The sequence below is a fragment of the Mesorhizobium sp. M0145 genome, assembly GCF_040322355.1.
Taxonomy (GTDB): domain Bacteria; phylum Pseudomonadota; class Alphaproteobacteria; order Rhizobiales; family Rhizobiaceae; genus Mesorhizobium.
This window is the reverse complement of the sequence record NZ_JAMYTK010000006.1, coordinates 130,569-146,971: the sequence shown is the minus strand read 5'-3', so window position 1 is coordinate 146,971 and position 16,403 is coordinate 130,569. Positions and strand designations below refer to the sequence as shown.

The following is a 16,403-nucleotide window of genomic DNA, read 5'->3' as shown; positions in this document are numbered from 1 at the left end:
AATGAGCACGCTTCTCGAAGTCAACGACCTGCGCGTTACCTTCCCGACGCGCACCGGCCTGATCGAGGCGGTGCGCGGCGTCTCCTTCTCGCTCGGCCGCGAGCGGCTCGGCATTGTTGGCGAGAGCGGTTCGGGCAAGTCGCAGACCGGCCGCGCCATCATGGGCGTCACCCCGCCGCAGGCCGAGGTGACCGCGAAGACGCTCGCTTTTGACGGCATCGACCTGCTGGCCGCCTCGCCGCGCGAGCGCCGCGCGCTGCGCGGCAAGCGTATCGCCATGATCCTGCAGGATCCGAAATATTCGCTCGACCCGGTGATGAGCATCGGCCGCCAGATCGTCGAGACGCTGCGCACGCATGAGAAGGTCTCCAAGGCCGAAGCCCGCGACCGCGCGCTGGCCATGCTGGAGGCTGTGCAGATCCGCGATCCGGCCCGTGTCTTCGACCTGCATCCGCACGAGGTTTCCGGCGGCATGGGCCAGCGCGCCATGATCGCCATGATGCTGATCGCCGGGCCGGAAATGATGATCGCCGACGAGCCGACCTCGGCACTCGACGTCACTGTCCAGCTCGACGTGCTCGGCATCCTCGACCGGCTGGTCAGCGAGCGCGGCATGGGGCTGATCTTCATCTCGCACGATCTGCGCCTGGTCTCGTCCTTCTGCGATCGTGTCATCGTCATGTATGCCGGCAAGGTGGTCGAACAGCTCAAAGCCTCGGAGCTCGGCCGCGCCCAGCATCCCTATACGCGCGGCCTGCTCAACTGCATGCCCAAGATCGGCGCCGACCGTCACCCGCTGCCGGTGCTCGACCGCAAGCCGGAGTGGGCAGCATGACGGCAGCCCTTTCCGTCGACAGGCTGGAGGTGGTCTTCGACCGCTTCCGCGCGTTGAAAAGCGTCAGCCTCGAGGTCGAATCCGGTGAATCCTTCGGCCTGGTCGGCGAGTCCGGCTCCGGCAAGTCGACGTTGCTCAGGGCAATCGCCGGCCTGGCGCCGGCCGCATCAGGCACCATCGCGGTCAACGGCAAAACGCTCGGCGCGCGTCGCGACAAGGCGTTTTACCGCGAGGTGCAGATGGTCTTCCAGGACCCGTACGGTTCGCTGCACCCGCGCCAGACCGTCGACCGCCTGCTGCAGGAGCCGCTCGCCATTCACGGCTTCGCCGACGGCGAAAAGCGCATCCAGCGGGCACTCGACGAGGTCGGCCTCGGCACCGGGTTCCGTTTTCGCTATTCGCATCAATTGTCCGGCGGTCAGCGCCAGCGCGTGGCGATCGCCCGCGCCCTGATTCTGGAACCGTCGATCCTGCTGCTCGACGAGCCGACCTCGGCGCTCGACGCTTCGGTGCAGGCGGAGGTGCTGAACCTGCTGGAAGAGATCAGGCGCCGCCGCAAGCTGACCTTCCTGATGGTCAGCCACGACCTAGCCATCATCACCCACATGTGCGAACGGCTGATGGTGATGCAGAACGGCGAGGCGATGGAGAATCTGACCGCGGACGATCTTGTCGAACGCCGTGTCACCAAGGATTATACGCGCAATTTGCTGAGGGCCAGCGAGGGGTTCGTGAGAACCGCTTGAACCTTCTCACGGTGCGCAGGACTAACTGTCTTCGGGAGATTCCCATGGAGCAATGGACGTTCCCAGACCCGCCCAATGTCGCGGTGTTTTTGGATCGGGTCATAATTACCCGCGGCGATTGGATTGCACACGTCTCGCATGACGATGACGACGGCAGTTGGCAATTCCACAACAGCGAAATTGGACCTGTTGACGAAGGCGACATAATGATTGTCAGCTTGCAAAACGTTGTGCAGCGGGATGAAAGTATCCTTGCGTTGGCCGACTTGCCGGAAGGCTGGCATGCTTGGCGCGAGTCAAAATCGTCGCCGTGGCAGCGCGCCAGGTCGCGCCCTGTACCCTCCAACGATAACGAATGATCCGGCAAAGCCTTAAGTCGGACCTTGCACCGGTTCGCCGGTCTCCAAAACGGGTAGCTCTTTCCAGCCTTTCGGCTCCTTGACCTGAACCACGCCGAATAGCGCGCCGGCAGGAACAGCAGCATGATCGCTGCGCCGGCGATAGTGCCGGGCCATCATCGCGTAGCTGCCGGACCGCAGGCCCAATCGCCCGCCGCCAGTGCCAACTTGAGGAAAACCTGAAATAAGCCCAGAAGAGTCTCAACAGCCATCAAACGAGAGCGGGCGCCGGCCCGGTGAGGGATACGATGACAAATTCAGCCATTTCCGAACGCAAGAGCCAGTCGATTTCGCGCGGCGTCGGCATGACCACGCAGATCTATGCCGATCGCGCCGAAAACTCGGAGATCTGGGATGTGGAAGGCCGCCGCTACATCGATTTCTCGTCCGGCATCGCCGTCGTCAACACCGGCCACCGTCACCCCAGGGTGATCGAAGCGGTCAAGGCGCAGCTCGACCGCTTCACCCATACCTGCTACCAGGTCGTGCCCTACGAGAGCTATATCCGGCTGGCCGAACGGCTGAACGGCATGCTGCCCGGCAAGTTCGACAAGAAGACGATTTTTGTCACCACCGGCGCCGAGGCGGTCGAGAACGCGATCAAGATTGCGCGCAACGCCACCGGCCGGCCGGCGGTCATCGCTTTTTCCGGCGGCTTTCACGGCCGTACCTTCATGGGCATGGCGCTGACCGGCAAGGTCGTGCCCTACAAGGTCGGCTTCGGCGCCATGCCGGCGGATGTCTTCCATGCGCCGTTCCCGGTTGCGCTGCACGGCGTGTCGGTCGCCGATTCGCTGGCTGCGCTCGACCGGCTGTTCAAGGCCGATGTCGATCCGGCCCGCGTCGCCGCGATCATCGTCGAGCCGGTGCAGGGCGAGGGCGGCTTCTACGAGGCGCCGCGCGATTTCATGACCGCATTGCGCAAGATCTGCGATCAGCACGGCATGCTGCTGATCGCCGACGAGGTGCAGACCGGCTTTGCCCGCACCGGCAAGATGTTCGCCATGGACCACCACGAAGTGGCGGCCGACATCACCACCATGGCCAAGAGCCTGGCCGGCGGCTTCCCGTTGGCGGCGGTCACCGGCCGCGCCGAGGTCATGGATGCGCCGAACCCCGGCGGACTCGGCGGCACCTATGGCGGCAGCCCGATCGGCGTCGCCGCGGCGCATGCCGTGCTCGACGTCATCGACGAGGAGAAGCTCTGCGACCGGGCCAACACGCTGGGCAACCGGCTAAAGCAGCGCCTGCAAGCGATCCGCGACGAAGCCCCGGAGATCGTCGATATCAGAGGCCCCGGCTTCATGAACGCGGTCGAGTTCAACGATGTGACGAAGGGCCTGCCGTCGCCGGAACTCGCCAATGCGGTCCGGCTGAAGGCGCTCGACAAGGGCCTGATCCTGCTGACCTGCGGCGTCTACGGCAACGTCATCCGCTTCCTCGCGCCGATCACCATCCAGGATGGCGTCATGAACGAGGCGCTCGACATCCTGGAAAGTTCGATCCGCGAGGCCCGCGCCGGCTGAACGATACGATTATCCTGCCGCGTGGGCCGGCTCTGCCTGCTGGAAGGCAGCGAGCGCTGCCTTCAGCCCGTCGGGCCCGGTCGCGACAATCTGCGGCGGCGGCGAAAAGCCGGCGCCGAGCATCTTGCGGCCAAGCATGTGGTCGCCGGGCCGGTTGACCGATTCGATGCCGAGCAGCCGGCTTCCGGCATAGTGGTAGATGGAGAATTTGTTCTCGGCCACGTCGCCCAGCACGACATGGCTGTCGCCGCCCGAAATCAAGCCGACCATCTGCAGCTTCATGTCGCCGATATCGGACCAGAACCACGGCACTGCCGAGTAATTGTCGGTGTGGCCGGCGATGGTGCGTGCGGCGAGCCGCGCCTGGTCAGTGGCGTTCTGCACCGATTCCAGCCGCACGTCGCCGCCGGTGAACCAGTGCCGGTAAGACGCCGCGTCGCCGATGGCGAGGATTTCCGGCACCGACGTGCGCATCTGCTGGTCGACGCGGATGCCGTTGGCGATGGCAATGCCGGCGGCTTCGGCCAATTCGACATTCGGCACGACGCCGATACCGATGACGACCATCTGCGCCGGCAATCTTTCGCCGGATGAGGTGATTGCAGCCGAAACACGGCCGTTCTCGTCCTCCAGCCGTTCGATGGTGGTGCCGGTAAGGATGCGCACACCGGTGGCCTCCAGCCGCTGGCGCACATGGCCGGCGATGACCGGTGCCACGGCGCGGGCGAGCAGCCGGTCGACCGCCTCGACCACCGCAACCTTGCGGCCTGCCGCGGTGAGCGTTGCGGCAATCTCCAGGCCGATGAAGCCGCCGCCGAGGATGACGACCTCCTCGCTTTGCGCGCTCAATTCGCGGATCAGGCGGGCATCGCCGAGCGAGCGCAGCGACACAACGCCGGAAAGCTCCGAACCCGGCAGCGGCAGCAGGCGCGGCCGCGCGCCGGTGGCGAGGATCAGCCGGTCAAACGGCAACACACCGCCGCCCGATATCTCCAGCCTGCGGCCGCCTACGTCGATCCGCTCGACCCGGATGCCTGGCCGGAAGTCGATGGCGCTGCCGGTATAAAAAGCCTCGCCGCGCAACGGCTGCGGCTTTGCTTGCTGATCCTTGATGAAGGTCTTCGACAGCGGCGGCTTGTGGTAGGGCAATTCGTTTTCGTCGCCGACCAGGATCACCGGGCCGTCATAGCCTTCTTCCCGCAGGCTGGCGGCCGCTTGCACGCCCGCATGACCCGCACCGACAATGACGACCCCGTTCTTCATAACAGCCCGATTCCTCATCCAAATCTAGGACGTCTCGCCAGGTGGCGATTGTCCGGCGCCGCCGCAAGAGCGCCGATCCGGGTCGCACCCGGAACGGCCGCCTGTCAACTGCGTCATGCGCCGGCATTCCTCATACGTCGGTGTTAAAGTTGACAGTTCTAGTTTAGAATAATTCTAAACTGTTGTTTCAATTGAATTTTTTCTATGCCACCAGTTGACATCCGGCGTCTTCGCCGTTTTATGGAAGCTCGCGCGTCAGCGCATCCCTTTGATGTCTGGGCCTTGAACCCTTTCGATTGGAGGCATTTCGGTGTCTTTCTTCCGCGAACCGCGCGATGGCGCGACCCTTCTTTGCCCGCTGGCAACTGCCCGCCGCGGCGCCGGCATTTCATAGATTCCCGAGGAGAGACAATCATGAGAACGATGATCACGGCGCGGTATGGCGGCAGGCTTGCGGCGATCGGCGCCACCGCGATGCTGACGGCGGCCGTGTTCGTGCTGCCGGCCAAGGCGCAAACCGATGCCAAGGCGGTCATCAAGACCTATTCCGACATTGCGCTCGCCAAATACGAGGATTCGCTGATCACGGCCGAGGCGCTCGACAAGGCTGTCGATGCGCTGCTCGCCAAGCCATCTGCCGAAACGCTGAACGCCGCCCGCGAGGCCTGGAAGGCATCGCGCGTTCCCTATCAGCAGACCGAGGTCTATCGCTTCGGTAATGCCATCGTCGACGACTGGGAAGGCAAGGTGAACTCCTGGCCGCTCGACGAAGGCTTGATCGACTATGTCGCCAAGAGCTACGGCACCGAGTCGGACGCCAACGCGCTCTACACCGCCAATGTGATCGCCAACAAGTCGATCGAGATCAACGGCAAGAAGGTCGACGCCACCGACCTGACGCCGGAGTTCCTCTCCGGCACCCTGCAGGAGGCCGGCGGTATCGAGGCCAATGTGGCGACCGGCTATCACGCCATCGAATTCCTGCTTTGGGGTCAGGACCTGCACGGCACCGGTCCGGGCGCCGGCGAACGGCCCTACACCGACTACGACCTCGCCAATTGCACCGGCGGCAATTGCGACCGTCGCGGACAGTATCTGAAATCGGCGAGCGACCTTCTGGTTTCCGATCTAAAGGATATGGTCGACGACTGGAAGGAAGGCGGCGCCGCCCGCAAGAACCTTGTCGATGGCGAGCTGAACGCCGCCATTTCGACCATCTTCACCGGCATGGGCTCGCTGTCCTATGGCGAGCTCGCCGGAGAGCGGATGAAGCTCGGCCTCTTGTTGCACGACCCGGAAGAGGAGCACGATTGCTTCTCCGACAATACCTACAACTCCCATCTTTACGATGCGATCGGCATCCGTGCCGCCTATCACGGCAGCTACAAGCGGCTCGACGGCACTGTCGTCGAGGGGCCGTCGGTGGCCGACATGGTCAAGGCGGCCGACCCGGCGGTTGACAAGGAATTGTCGGACAAACTGGACGTCACCGTCGCCAAGATGGAGGCCATCAAGGCGCGGGCGCTTGCCGGCGAGGCCTATGACCAGCAGATCGGAGAAGGCAACACGGAAGGCAATGCCACTGTGCAGGCGGCGATCGACGCGCTGGTCGATCAGACCAAGTCGATCGAACGCGCCGTCGGTACCCTGAAGCTCAATGCGATAGCCTTCGAGGGCTCGGACAGCCTCGATTCACCGGACAAGGTGTTCCAATAGACTATCGAAACCACCAGCCACGCGACGCAACGAAGCGGCGTTAGCCAGAGCGACAAATGCTGATCTGCCATTGCAACATCATCACCGAAAAGGAGATAGAGCAGACGATCGTCGGACTGCTGGATGAGGACCCCTGGCAGCTGATCGTGCCGGCGAAGGTCTATCACGCCATGCACAAGCGCGGTCGCTGTTGCGGCTGCTTCCCAAATGTGGTCGAAACGATCATTCGGGTCACCGAAAATTACCATGCCCGCTCGGCGGCGAGTGGCGTGGACATCGTTTCACACCTGGATCGCGTCAGAGGCCTACGCGTCCAATACGGGAGCAGAACCCATGAAAGGCGAACAGCAGATCATAGAGCGGCTTAACGAGGCTCTGTTTCTGGAACTTGGGGCGGTCAATCAATACTGGGTGCATTTCCGGCTGCTGGAAGACTGGGGATACGCCAAGCTAGCGAAGAAGGAACGCGCTGAATCGATCGAGGAAATGCACCATGCCGACCGGCTCGTGGCGCGCATCATCTTCCTCGAGGGCCATCCGAACCTGCAGTCCGTGGCGCCGCTGCGCATCGGGCAGAATGTCAAGGAAGTGCTCGAATCCGATCTTGCCGGCGAATATGACGCGCGCACCGCCTACAAGCGTTCGCGCGAGGTTTGTAACGAAGCAGGCGACTACGTGACGATGAAGCTGTTCGAGGAATTGCTGGCTGACGAGGAAGGTCACATCGACTTCCTCGAGACGCAACTCGACCTGCTCGCCTCGATCGGCGAAGAAAAGTACGGCCAACTCAACGCAGCGTCGGCCGACGAGGCGGAATAAGGACATGCCGGAATGCGGCGCCCCCTAGATTTCATGCGCCGCTTGCGGCCGGCCGAGCATTGTGGCCTGCCGCCTCCGCGATACGGTATCCTTCGCGGCGCCTTTCTTGCCGTGGTGGCGACGCTCACAGCCTCGGCGCTGGCCGGGGCGCCGCAACCGGCGGGGCTTGCCACCAGCCGCACGGATCTGACGCCGAAGGATCTGGCGCGCGTCATCGCCATCACCAGGCCGACCAGCGATTTCTCCAAGCCCGAGCAATTCGAGCTGATGCAGGGCGGCGCCGGCACCTCGAAGAAGGACGTCAACAAGGACGCCTTCTCGCAATCCTCTGCCAACATCAGCTTCGAGGAAGAGGGTACCTTCAAGCTCGGCAACGCCATTTTCCGCAAGAACTGGGTGTCCTCGCCATCCTCGACACAAGCCTCGGATGGGCTCGGTCCGTTGTTCAACGAGCGCGCCTGCCAGAACTGTCATCTGAAGGACGGCCGCGGGCATCCGCCCGAAGGCGACAGCGGCACCACCTCGATGTTCCTGCGCCTGGCAAGGGAAGCCAGTACCGAGGAGGAGAAAGCCGCGCTCGCCGATCACAAGGTGCTCAACTTTCCCGACCCGGTCTATGGCACGCAGCTGCAGGAATTGGCCGTTCCCGGTCTGCAGGGCGAAGGCAGGATGCATGTCGACTATCAGGACGAGAAGGTGAAATTGGCGGACGGCAGCACGGTGTCGCTGCGCAAGCCGAGCTATTCGGTCGACGGTCTCGCCTACGGGGCGCTCGATCCACACACCACGCTGTCGCCGCGCATGACGCCGCCGATGATCGGCCTTGGCCTGGTCGAGCAGATCGCTCCTGCCGACATCCTTACGCGTGCCGATGCGGCCGACCGCGATGGTGACGGGATTTCCGGCAGGCCAAACATAATACGCGACGCCAGCAGCGGTGAACTGACGCTCGGCCGTTTCGGCTGGAAGGCGCAGGCGGCATCGATCCGCCAGCAATCGGCGGACGCTTTTGCCGGCGATATCGGCATTTCGACACCTGAGGTGCCGAAGCACTGGGGCGATTGCAGCGCCGCGGAAAAGACCTGCCTTGCCCTACCTAACGGTGTACAGGAGCGCCTCGGTCCGGTCGAAGCGCCGCCGCCGGTCATGGACCTCGTGACCTTCTATTCGCAAAACCTTGCCGTGCCGGCCCGGCGCGATCTTGACAGACCGGACGTGCTCGCCGGCAAAAAACTGTTCTACGATATGGGCTGCGTCTCCTGCCATACGCCGAAATTCGTCACCCGTCGCGGCACCCCGAACAAGGCGCAGGCCTTCCAGCTGATCTGGCCTTATTCCGATTTCCTGCTGCATGACATGGGACCCAGCCTTGCCGACGGACAGGCGGTGGGCGAGGCCACGGGAAGCGAATGGCGCACGCCGCCACTGTGGGGCATCGGGCTCACCCAGACCGTCAGCGGCAACACCTTCTTCCTGCATGACGGGCGCGCACGAAGCCTGGCCGAGGCGATTCTGTGGCATGGCGGCGAGGGCCAGAAGGCGCGTGACCGCTTTGCCGCTGCCGATGCGGCCGACCGCGCCGCGCTGATCAAGTTTCTGGAGTCGCTCTGATGCGGAAGCGTCTTGCATTCGCTCTGATGCTGGTCCTCGCCGGTGCGCTGCCGGCATCCGCGGCGGTGAAGGCTTCGGATGTGATCCAGCGGGCGATCGACGGCTTCGTCCGCCCGGCCTATGCCAGACTGCATGACCATGCGGACAGCTTGGCCAAGACCATGCACGCGCTTTGCCAAGCGCCCTCGCGAGACAATCTCGATGCGGCACGCGCCGAATTCTCGGGTGTCGTGGATGCCTGGTCGGTGGTGGAAATCATCCGTTTCGGGCCGATCGCGGAAAACAACCGGCTTGAGCGCATGCTGTTTTGGCCGGACCGCAAGAGCATCGGCCTGAAGCAGGTGCAGGCAGCACTTGCCGGCAAGGATCCGACAGCCGCCGATCCGGCCCAGCTGGCTACAAAGAGCGTCGCCATGCAAGGGCTCGGCGCACTGGAATTCGTCCTCTACGGCGACGGAGCCGGTCAATTGGTCGGCAGGGACGACGCCTATCGCTGCGCCTACGGTGCGGCCATTGCCGGCAATGTCGAGACGATTGCCGGCGAGGTTGGCGATGCCTGGAACGAGCCCAACGGCTTTGCCGCGCTCTGGGCCAATCCGGGTCCGCAGAACGCGCTCTACCACGACGGAACTGAAGCGGTGACCGAACTGGTCGGCGTCTTCATCAACGAGCTGGAAATGGTCCGCGACGTACGCCTGAAAGGCTTCCTGGGCGCCAAGCCGGAGGCCGACAAACCGAAACAGGCGATCTATTGGCGCTCGCAAAACACCGCCCGCTCGCTGACCGGGAATCTGGCGGGCATGGACACGCTGTTCCAGGCCTCGCAGCTTGGCGACGCGCTGCCGCCCGATGCGCGCTGGATGGCAGAATCGGTCCACATCCAGCTCACCAATGGGATCGAGGCGGCCAAGGCGATCAGGGGACCGATCGACAAGGCACTTGCCGATCCGGCGCTGCGCCAGAAGCTCGACTATTTCTCGCTGGTGACATCCAGCCTGACGACCCTGATCGGCACGAGGCTGACCGCCGAATTCGGCCTGACCGCCGGGTTCTCGTCATTGGATGGCGACTGATCATGAGGACGCCGCTGATCGATCGGCGCGAATTCCTGAGGGCCGCAGGCGCTGGTTTCGCAGCGGCGATGGCGCCGTCGGCCTGGGCAAAGACACTCGACGCCGACGCGGTCTTCGCCACCGCTTTCGTCAAGCGCGACGGCAGCTATGGCGCGGCCGTCCTGTCCGAGGCCGGCAAGTTGTTGCACACGATCGATCTGCCCGATCGGGGCCACGACGTTACCTTCGACCCGGTGTCGAAGCGTTCGGTGGTGTTTGCCAGGCAGCCGGGCACCTTTGCTGTCGTCTTCGACCATACCGGCCGCGGTGAACCGCGCACCATTGCCAGCGTTGCCGGCCGGCATTTCTTCGGCCATGGCGTGTTCTCGGCCGATGGCACGCTGCTCTACGCAACCGAGAACGATTTCGACAATGCCGCCGGCGTCGTCGGCGTCTATGACGCACATGCGAAATTCAAGCGCATCGGCGAGTTTCCAACCTACGGCATGGGCCCACACGAGCTTTTGCTGCTTTCCGATGGCAGGACGATTGCTGTGGCCAATGGCGGCATCGAGACGCATCCGGATTATGGCCGCGCCGAGCTCAACATCGCAACGATGAAGCCTTCCTATGTTCTGGTCGACCGCCTTACCGGCGATCTCACCGAAAAGCACGAATTGCCGCCGGCGCTGCACCAATTGTCGATCCGCCATATGGATGCCGACCGGTCCGGCACCGTCTGGTTCGGCTGTCAATACAGGGGGCCGGGTACCGATCGTCCCCCGCTGGTTGGCCGCGCGCCGCGCGGCAAGGACTTGCAATTGCTCGATATGTCGCAGGATGTGCTCTCCGGCTTCAGGAACTATATCGGCTCGGTCGCCGCCAATCCTGCCGCCGGCACCATCGCCGTGTCTTCGCCTGAGGGGAATTCGCTTGCCGTGATCGACACGGCCAGCAGCCGCGTCGTCGCTACCAAGGCTCTGGTCGAGGTCTGTGGCGTGGCGCCCGATGGGAAAGGCTTCATGGCGACGACGGGTGCCGGCGAAATCATCGAAGCCGGTGGCGCGACCCGTTCCGAGCCGGACTATGTCTGGGATAATCACGTGCTGCGTATCGAGCAGATCGGCTAGTCCTGGCACCGGTTTGTGGCAGTTACGTTCGTCGAAACTTACCGTCTTGGACCCGCGCCGAAGCCAAGTCGCCTGACGATTTATCCATTATTCCCTTGCGGGGATCAGCCCTGGCGGGCAGAGGGAAGCTGTTTTCGAAACTGTCTCAACCGGCCGCTTCATGAAGTTGCTTGCCATCGACTGTGCCGCCAATCTCTGCGCCGCCTGCGTCTACGACGCGGCGGCCGGGAAAGAACTCGGCCGTTCGGTGCTCGATCTCGGTAAGGGTCATGCCGAGCATCTGATGGGTGTCATCGAAAAGGCGTTGGGGACCAGCAGAACCGACTATTCCGGCCTCGGCGCCATTGCCGTTTCGACGGGTCCGGGCTCCTTCACCGGTCTGCGCGTCGGCGTCTCGGCGGCGCGCGGCCTTGCGCTGGCGCTGAAAATACCGGCGATCGGCGTGACGACTCTTGAAGCATTGGCGGCGCAAGCAAGAGCGACGTTTCCCGGCCGCGCCGCGCTCGCCGCGCTCGATGCAGGGCGCGAGGAAATCCATGCGGCACTCTACGATGAAGCATCCGTTTTGATTTACGGTCCCTCGGTGACCACGCTCTCGCAAGCCGCCGCCATCGCGGTTGACAGCTCCGCGGTTCTGGCCGGTACGGCGGCAACGCAAATTGCCGCCTCGGCCGGGCGCGCCTTCGACGTCGGCGCGACAGCGGCCACCGCCGACATCGCCGTCTATGCCCGGCTGGCCGCCGCCCAACGTGCCGGTAAAAAGGGCGAGGGCGAAAAGCCGAAACCGCTCTATCTGCGCGGCGCCGACGCAAAGCCGCAGGCCGGCTTTATTCAATCTAGGCAAGACCATGATCCCAAAAAGTGGAAACCGGTTTTGGGAAAAGATCATGGTCCAAACGGAAACAAGTCCTGATGCGCATTCCCTTCCTCCAGTCGCGCCGCAGGGACTATGCGCTCGAGCCGTTGACGGTTGCCGATAGCGCGGCCATGTCGGTGCTGCATCGCGAGGATTTCGCGCGGCCGTGGACCGACGACGAATTCGCCGCGCTGCTCGAGCAGGACACGGTGTTCGGCTATGCCGCGCGCGAGACCGGACAGGGTGCCAAGCCGCCGGTCGGCTTCGTGCTGGCGCGGCTGGCGGCCGGCGAGGGGGAGATCCTGACGGTCGCGGTGGCACGCTCGCATCGGCGCCGGGGGCTCGGCTGGCAATTGATGGATGCGGTGCTGCGTGAACTGCACGCACAGCGCGCCGAGGCGCTTTTCCTCGAGGTCGACGAGACCAATGTCGCCGCGATCGCGCTCTACCGGCGGTTCGGCTTCCGCGAGGTCGGCAAGCGCGCCAACTATTACAAGTCGCCGGAGCACGGCCCGACCGGCGCGCTTGTCATGCGCCGCGATCTTCGCTAGCCAAACGCCGGGGTGGTGCGGATGATAGGAAAAATCAGGATTTTCCTGGCCCTTGGGCTGGTTGTCGTCGGCTCATTGGTGCTTGTTCCTTTGCAGATACTGTCGATGAGGACCGGACTCTGGCGCGAAACCTTCATCCTGAAGATCTGGCACAGGATGATCGTCAGGGCGCTGGGGCTGCGCATCCATGTCAAGGGAGCGCTGTCCGGCCAGCGCCCATTGCTGATTGCTGCCAACCACATCTCCTGGACCGACATCATGGTGCTGGGGTCGATGGTCGACGTGACGTTCATCGCCAGGGCCGATATGGCCGGCTGGCCGTTGATCGGCATGCTGTCGAAGCTGCAGCGCACCGTATTCATCGAACGTGAGCGTAAGCGTTCGTCGGGCGACCAGGCGAGCGAGATCGCCGGCCGCATGGCCAAGGGCGACGCCATGGTGCTGTTTGCCGAAGGCTCGACCGGCGACGGCAACATGATCCTGCCGTTCAAGAGCACGCTGTTCGGCGCCGCTACAATGGCGATTGCGGAAGGGGCGGCCGAACAGGTCTTCATCCAGCCGGTGGCGATCGTCTATACGCGCCTGCATGGCGTGCCGCTCGGCCGCCGGCATCGGCCGGTTGCCGCCTGGATCGGCGATGAGGAGTTGATGCCGCACCTCAAGGTGCTGATGGCCGAGGGCGCCCTCGACGTCGAGGTGCATTTTGGCGAGGCGATTGCTTTCTCCAGGGGCTCCAGCCGCAAGGAGACGGCAAAGCAGATGGAACGCCAGGTGCGCGAGATGGTGCAGGCGGCGCTCGCCGAACCGCGTCCGAGCCGGTAGGCTGCGCAGGTTCCGGCCAGATTCGTCTGTTTTTTGTCGGGGAAAGGCGCTAGAAGCCGCGAAATGGAATTGAACACGATAGAACGCGACGACATCGGCGCTGCCGCCGAAAACCTGGTCGTTCCGCCTGCCGCGACCAGAAAGGTCTTCGTCAAGACCTATGGCTGCCAGATGAATGTCTACGATTCGCAGCGCATGACCGATGCGCTGGCGGCCGACGGCTATGCCGCGACAGACGCCATCGGCGAGGCCGATCTGGTGCTGCTCAACACCTGCCACATCCGCGAGAAAGCAGCGGAAAAGGTCTATTCAGAACTTGGGCGCATCCGTGAGTTGAAGGCGGAACGTGCGAAGACCGGGCGCGAAATGCTGGTCGGCGTCGCCGGCTGCGTGGCGCAGGCCGAGGGTGCCGAGATCATCCGCCGCTCGCCGGCCGTCGACCTGGTTATCGGCCCGCAGACCTACCACCGGCTGCCCGGTGTGCTGGCGAGGGCGCGTGGCGGCGAAAAGATCGTCGAGACCGACTATGCCGTCGAGGACAAGTTCGAGTATCTGCCGCAGCCGAAGCGCGCCGAACTGATCAGGCGCGGCGTGACGGCGTTCTTGACCGTTCAGGAAGGCTGCGACAAGTTCTGCACCTTCTGTGTCGTGCCCTATACGCGCGGCTCGGAAGTCTCGCGGCCGGTGGCACAGATCGTCGCCGAGGCCGAGCGCCTGGCGGATGCCGGCGTGCGCGAGGTGACGCTGCTCGGCCAGAACGTCAATGCCTGGCATGGAAGAGGCGAAAACGGCGAGGAATGGGGCCTTGGCCGGCTGCTGTTCAGGCTGGCCGAGATTCCAGGCCTAGCGCGGCTGCGCTACACAACCAGTCATCCGCGCGACATGGACGATGAATTGATCGCCGCCCATCGTGATTTGCCGACGCTGATGCCCTATCTACATCTACCGGTGCAGTCCGGCTCCGACCGCATACTCAAGGCGATGAACCGCAGGCATATGGCCGAGGACTATCTGACGTTGATCGACCGCATCCGTGCCGCACGGAACGACATCGCACTGTCCGGCGATTTTATTGTCGGCTTTCCCGGTGAGACGGAAGCGGATTTCGAGGCGACGATGCAGTTGGTCGAAGACGTCAACTATGCCTCGGCCTTCTCGTTCAAATATTCTCCGCGCCCCGGCACGCCGGGCGCCGAGATGAGCGATCACGTGCCGGAGGCCGTCAAGGACGAGCGCCTGCAGCGGCTGCAGGCGCTGCTGCTGAAACAGCAGCAGGATTTCGGCACCAGCCTGATCGGCAGGACCATCGACACGCTGATCGAAAAGCCGGGCCGCCAGGCCGGCCAGAAGGTTGGCCGCTCGCCCTGGCTGCAGCCGGTTATTGTTGATGAAAAGGCCGGCGAAATCGGTGACATTATCCAGGTACGAATCACGAAGACGGGCTACAACAGCCTGTTCGCCGAATTGGCCTGAAGGTCTCGGCAGATGAGGAGAGACGGTTGAGCGCTGCTGAAGTGAAGAACCTGCCCCAGAACCTACCCTCGGGGGCCTCGGATATCGCGCACATCGTACTGACTTTCGACAACAACAAGCTTGCCAGCGCCCTTTACGGCCAGTTCGACGAGAATCTGGCCCGACTCGAGCAGAAGCTCGGCGTCGATATCCGCTCGCGCGGCAATCAATTGACCATCAAGGGCTCTTCCTCGGCCGCCGAGCAGGCACGCCGCGCCTTGGACAATCTTTACGGCATTCTGCAGAAAGGCACCGACATCGGCCAGTCCGATGTCGACGGCGCCGTGCGCATGGCGATCGCCAGCGACGACCAGCTGACGCTCCCGACGCTGGAGCGCAAGGGCAAGATGTCCGCCGCCCAGATATCGACGCGCAAGAAGACGATCTATGCCCGCTCGCTGAACCAAGACGCCTACATGCGCGCGCTGGAGCGGTCGGAACTCGTCTTCGGCATCGGCCCGGCCGGCACCGGAAAGACCTATCTGGCGGTGGCGCATGCGGCAATGCTGCTCGAACGCGGCATGGTCGAACGCATCGTGCTGTCGCGCCCCGCGGTCGAGGCCGGCGAACGGCTTGGCTTTCTGCCGGGCGATATGAAGGAGAAGGTCGATCCCTATCTGCGGCCGCTCTATGACGCGCTCTACGACATGATGCCGGCCGACAAGGTCGAGCGGGCGATTGCCGCCGAGGTCATCGAGATCGCGCCGCTGGCGTTCATGCGCGGCCGTACGCTGGCGCACGCTGCCGTCATACTCGACGAGGCGCAGAACACCACGCCGATGCAGATGAAGATGTTCCTGACCCGGCTCGGCGAGAACTCGCGCATGATCGTCACCGGTGATCCGACCCAGATCGATCTGCCGCCAAACACCAAATCCGGCCTGGTCGAGGCGCTGAGAATCCTCGACGGCGTCACCGGCATGGTGACCGTACGCTTCAATGAAGGCGACGTCGTCAGGCATCCGCTGGTCGCCGAGATCGTCAAGGCCTACGACCGTGACGGCAAGCTGGCCAGGGGCTTGGGTGTCGAAAGCTGATACGATTATGCGGCCGCATGGCTGAGGAGCAAAAGGCGGGGGGACCGCTTCCCGTCGAAATCGATATCGCGGTCGAGGCGGGCGACTGGCCCGACGAGACGACGCTGACGCGGCTGGTCGACCACGCCGTCTCGGCCGCCTTTGCCGAAACCGGTGCCGACGGCCGTTCCGAGCTCAGCATCGTCTTTTCCGACGATGCCCATATCCGCACGCTCAATGCCGGCTGGCGCGGCAAGGACAAGCCGACCAACGTCCTGTCTTTTCCGGCTTTTCCGTTTGCCAGGGGCGGGCCTCTGCCGCCGATGCTCGGTGACATCGTGTTGGCCGCCGAGACTGTCGCGCGCGAGGCGGCACTGGAAGACAAGCCCATCGAGGACCATATCTCCCATCTCGTCATCCATGGCCTGCTGCATTTGCTGGGCTATGATCACGAAACGGATGCCGAAGCGGAACTGATGGAAGCGACAGAGCGCGCAGCACTTGCGAGGCTTGCCATTCCCGATCCCTACACGTAATTACAAAAGACCAA

At 63.7% G+C, this 16,403-nt stretch carries 17 protein-coding genes; 16 read left to right on the top strand and 1 reads right to left on the bottom strand.

Translation table 11 applies throughout. The features are described 5' to 3' along the window. Position 1 precedes the first annotated feature (1 nt). From NKJ28_RS12600 to NKJ28_RS12585, 4 genes are all read left to right on the top strand, one after another. Positions 2–835, top strand: coding sequence for an ABC transporter ATP-binding protein (locus NKJ28_RS12600; protein WP_023676876.1), 834 nt, complete (start codon positions 2–4; stop codon positions 833–835). After that, a complete protein-coding gene (locus tag NKJ28_RS12595; protein ID WP_352635790.1) occupies positions 832–1,581 on the top strand; it encodes an ABC transporter ATP-binding protein in 750 nt (249 codons plus the stop codon). Before NKJ28_RS12600 ends, NKJ28_RS12595 begins: the two co-directional genes overlap by 4 nt. A gap of 44 nt (positions 1,582–1,625) precedes the next feature. Beyond that, positions 1,626–1,940: a hypothetical protein gene (locus NKJ28_RS12590; RefSeq protein ID WP_352635788.1), complete on the top strand. Its 315-nt coding sequence runs from the start codon at positions 1,626–1,628 to the stop codon at positions 1,938–1,940. A gap of 287 nt (positions 1,941–2,227) precedes the next feature. Next, positions 2,228–3,505 (top strand): 4-aminobutyrate--2-oxoglutarate transaminase, encoded by a 1,278-nt coding sequence (locus tag NKJ28_RS12585; RefSeq protein ID WP_352635786.1) that lies wholly within the window; start codon positions 2,228–2,230, stop codon positions 3,503–3,505. Positions 3,506–3,514: 9 nt separating this feature from the next. On the opposite strand, the gene NKJ28_RS12580 is transcribed toward NKJ28_RS12585, so the two are convergent. Continuing rightward, positions 3,515–4,768: an NAD(P)/FAD-dependent oxidoreductase gene (locus tag NKJ28_RS12580; RefSeq protein WP_352635784.1), complete on the bottom strand. Its 1,254-nt coding sequence runs from the start codon at positions 4,766–4,768 to the stop codon at positions 3,515–3,517. A gap of 423 nt (positions 4,769–5,191) precedes the next feature. Between NKJ28_RS12580 and NKJ28_RS12575 the strand changes: the two genes are divergently transcribed. The 12 genes from NKJ28_RS12575 (at position 5,192) to ybeY (ending at position 16,389) form a co-directional block, all read left to right on the top strand. Continuing rightward, complete coding sequence (locus tag NKJ28_RS12575; RefSeq protein ID WP_502902182.1) at positions 5,192–6,484, top strand: imelysin family protein; 1,293 nt, start codon at positions 5,192–5,194, stop codon at positions 6,482–6,484. Positions 6,485–6,540: 56 nt separating this feature from the next. Beyond that, complete coding sequence (locus tag NKJ28_RS12570) at positions 6,541–6,852, top strand: (2Fe-2S)-binding protein (RefSeq protein WP_023676882.1); 312 nt, start codon at positions 6,541–6,543, stop codon at positions 6,850–6,852. Then, complete coding sequence (gene bfr, locus NKJ28_RS12565; RefSeq protein WP_023676883.1) at positions 6,818–7,303, top strand: bacterioferritin; 486 nt, start codon at positions 6,818–6,820, stop codon at positions 7,301–7,303. The genes NKJ28_RS12570 and bfr overlap by 35 nt, the downstream gene beginning before the upstream one ends. A gap of 12 nt (positions 7,304–7,315) precedes the next feature. After that, a complete protein-coding gene (locus NKJ28_RS12560) occupies positions 7,316–8,914 on the top strand; it encodes a di-heme oxidoreductase family protein (protein ID WP_352635782.1) in 1,599 nt (532 codons plus the stop codon). After that, positions 8,914–9,987 (top strand): imelysin family protein, encoded by a 1,074-nt coding sequence (locus NKJ28_RS12555; RefSeq protein ID WP_352635780.1) that lies wholly within the window; start codon positions 8,914–8,916, stop codon positions 9,985–9,987. Before NKJ28_RS12560 ends, NKJ28_RS12555 begins: the two co-directional genes overlap by 1 nt. 2 nt (positions 9,988–9,989) lie before the next feature. Then, entirely contained in the window at positions 9,990–11,096 is a 1,107-nt protein-coding gene (locus NKJ28_RS12550) for a DUF1513 domain-containing protein (protein WP_352635778.1), read from the top strand. 160 nt (positions 11,097–11,256) lie between these two features. Beyond that, the gene (gene tsaB / locus NKJ28_RS12545; RefSeq protein ID WP_352635776.1) at positions 11,257–12,009 is read left to right on the top strand and encodes a tRNA (adenosine(37)-N6)-threonylcarbamoyltransferase complex dimerization subunit type 1 TsaB; all 753 of its coding nucleotides are present in this window, start codon (positions 11,257–11,259) and stop codon (positions 12,007–12,009) included. Next, entirely contained in the window at positions 12,009–12,503 is a 495-nt protein-coding gene (rimI, locus tag NKJ28_RS12540; protein ID WP_023676888.1) for a ribosomal protein S18-alanine N-acetyltransferase, read from the top strand. The genes tsaB and rimI overlap by 1 nt, the downstream gene beginning before the upstream one ends. Positions 12,504–12,524: 21 nt before the next feature. Next, positions 12,525–13,325 carry a lyso-ornithine lipid O-acyltransferase gene (olsA, locus tag NKJ28_RS12535; protein ID WP_352635774.1) on the top strand — a complete coding sequence of 267 codons (801 nt, stop codon included), beginning with the start codon at positions 12,525–12,527 and terminating at the stop codon, positions 13,323–13,325. A 63-nt stretch (positions 13,326–13,388) separates the two neighbouring features. Next, positions 13,389–14,798 carry a tRNA (N6-isopentenyl adenosine(37)-C2)-methylthiotransferase MiaB gene (gene miaB / locus NKJ28_RS12530; protein ID WP_352635772.1) on the top strand — a complete coding sequence of 470 codons (1,410 nt, stop codon included), beginning with the start codon at positions 13,389–13,391 and terminating at the stop codon, positions 14,796–14,798. 26 nt (positions 14,799–14,824) lie between these two features. Then, positions 14,825–15,874, top strand: a complete 1,050-nt coding sequence (locus NKJ28_RS12525) for a PhoH family protein (RefSeq protein ID WP_352455111.1) — start codon at positions 14,825–14,827, stop codon at positions 15,872–15,874. 17 nt (positions 15,875–15,891) lie between these two features. After that, positions 15,892–16,389 (top strand): rRNA maturation RNase YbeY, encoded by a 498-nt coding sequence (ybeY, locus tag NKJ28_RS12520; RefSeq protein WP_352635770.1) that lies wholly within the window; start codon positions 15,892–15,894, stop codon positions 16,387–16,389. Positions 16,390–16,403 lie beyond the last annotated feature (14 nt).

Bases quoted from the DNA above. Each gene is read 5' to 3' on its own strand.
- NKJ28_RS12600 (WP_023676876.1), top strand. From the start codon at position 2: ATGAGCACGCTTCTCGAAGTCAACGACCTGCGCGTTACCTTCCCGACG.
- NKJ28_RS12595 (WP_352635790.1), top strand. From the start codon at position 832: ATGACGGCAGCCCTTTCCGTCGACAGGCTGGAGGTGGTCTTCGACCGC.
- NKJ28_RS12590 (WP_352635788.1), top strand. From the start codon at position 1,626: ATGGAGCAATGGACGTTCCCAGACCCGCCCAATGTCGCGGTGTTTTTG.
- NKJ28_RS12585 (WP_352635786.1), top strand. From the start codon at position 2,228: ATGACAAATTCAGCCATTTCCGAACGCAAGAGCCAGTCGATTTCGCGC.
- NKJ28_RS12580 (WP_352635784.1), bottom strand. From the start codon at position 4,768: ATGAAGAACGGGGTCGTCATTGTCGGTGCGGGTCATGCGGGCGTGCAA.
- NKJ28_RS12575 (WP_502902182.1), top strand. From the start codon at position 5,192: ATGATCACGGCGCGGTATGGCGGCAGGCTTGCGGCGATCGGCGCCACC.
- NKJ28_RS12570 (WP_023676882.1), top strand. From the start codon at position 6,541: ATGCTGATCTGCCATTGCAACATCATCACCGAAAAGGAGATAGAGCAG.
- bfr (WP_023676883.1), top strand. From the start codon at position 6,818: ATGAAAGGCGAACAGCAGATCATAGAGCGGCTTAACGAGGCTCTGTTT.
- NKJ28_RS12560 (WP_352635782.1), top strand. From the start codon at position 7,316: ATGCGGCGCCCCCTAGATTTCATGCGCCGCTTGCGGCCGGCCGAGCAT.
- NKJ28_RS12555 (WP_352635780.1), top strand. From the start codon at position 8,914: ATGCGGAAGCGTCTTGCATTCGCTCTGATGCTGGTCCTCGCCGGTGCG.
- NKJ28_RS12550 (WP_352635778.1), top strand. From the start codon at position 9,990: ATGAGGACGCCGCTGATCGATCGGCGCGAATTCCTGAGGGCCGCAGGC.
- tsaB (WP_352635776.1), top strand. From the start codon at position 11,257: ATGAAGTTGCTTGCCATCGACTGTGCCGCCAATCTCTGCGCCGCCTGC.
- rimI (WP_023676888.1), top strand. From the start codon at position 12,009: ATGCGCATTCCCTTCCTCCAGTCGCGCCGCAGGGACTATGCGCTCGAG.
- olsA (WP_352635774.1), top strand. From the start codon at position 12,525: ATGATAGGAAAAATCAGGATTTTCCTGGCCCTTGGGCTGGTTGTCGTC.
- miaB (WP_352635772.1), top strand. From the start codon at position 13,389: ATGGAATTGAACACGATAGAACGCGACGACATCGGCGCTGCCGCCGAA.
- ybeY (WP_352635770.1), top strand. From the start codon at position 15,892: ATGGCTGAGGAGCAAAAGGCGGGGGGACCGCTTCCCGTCGAAATCGAT.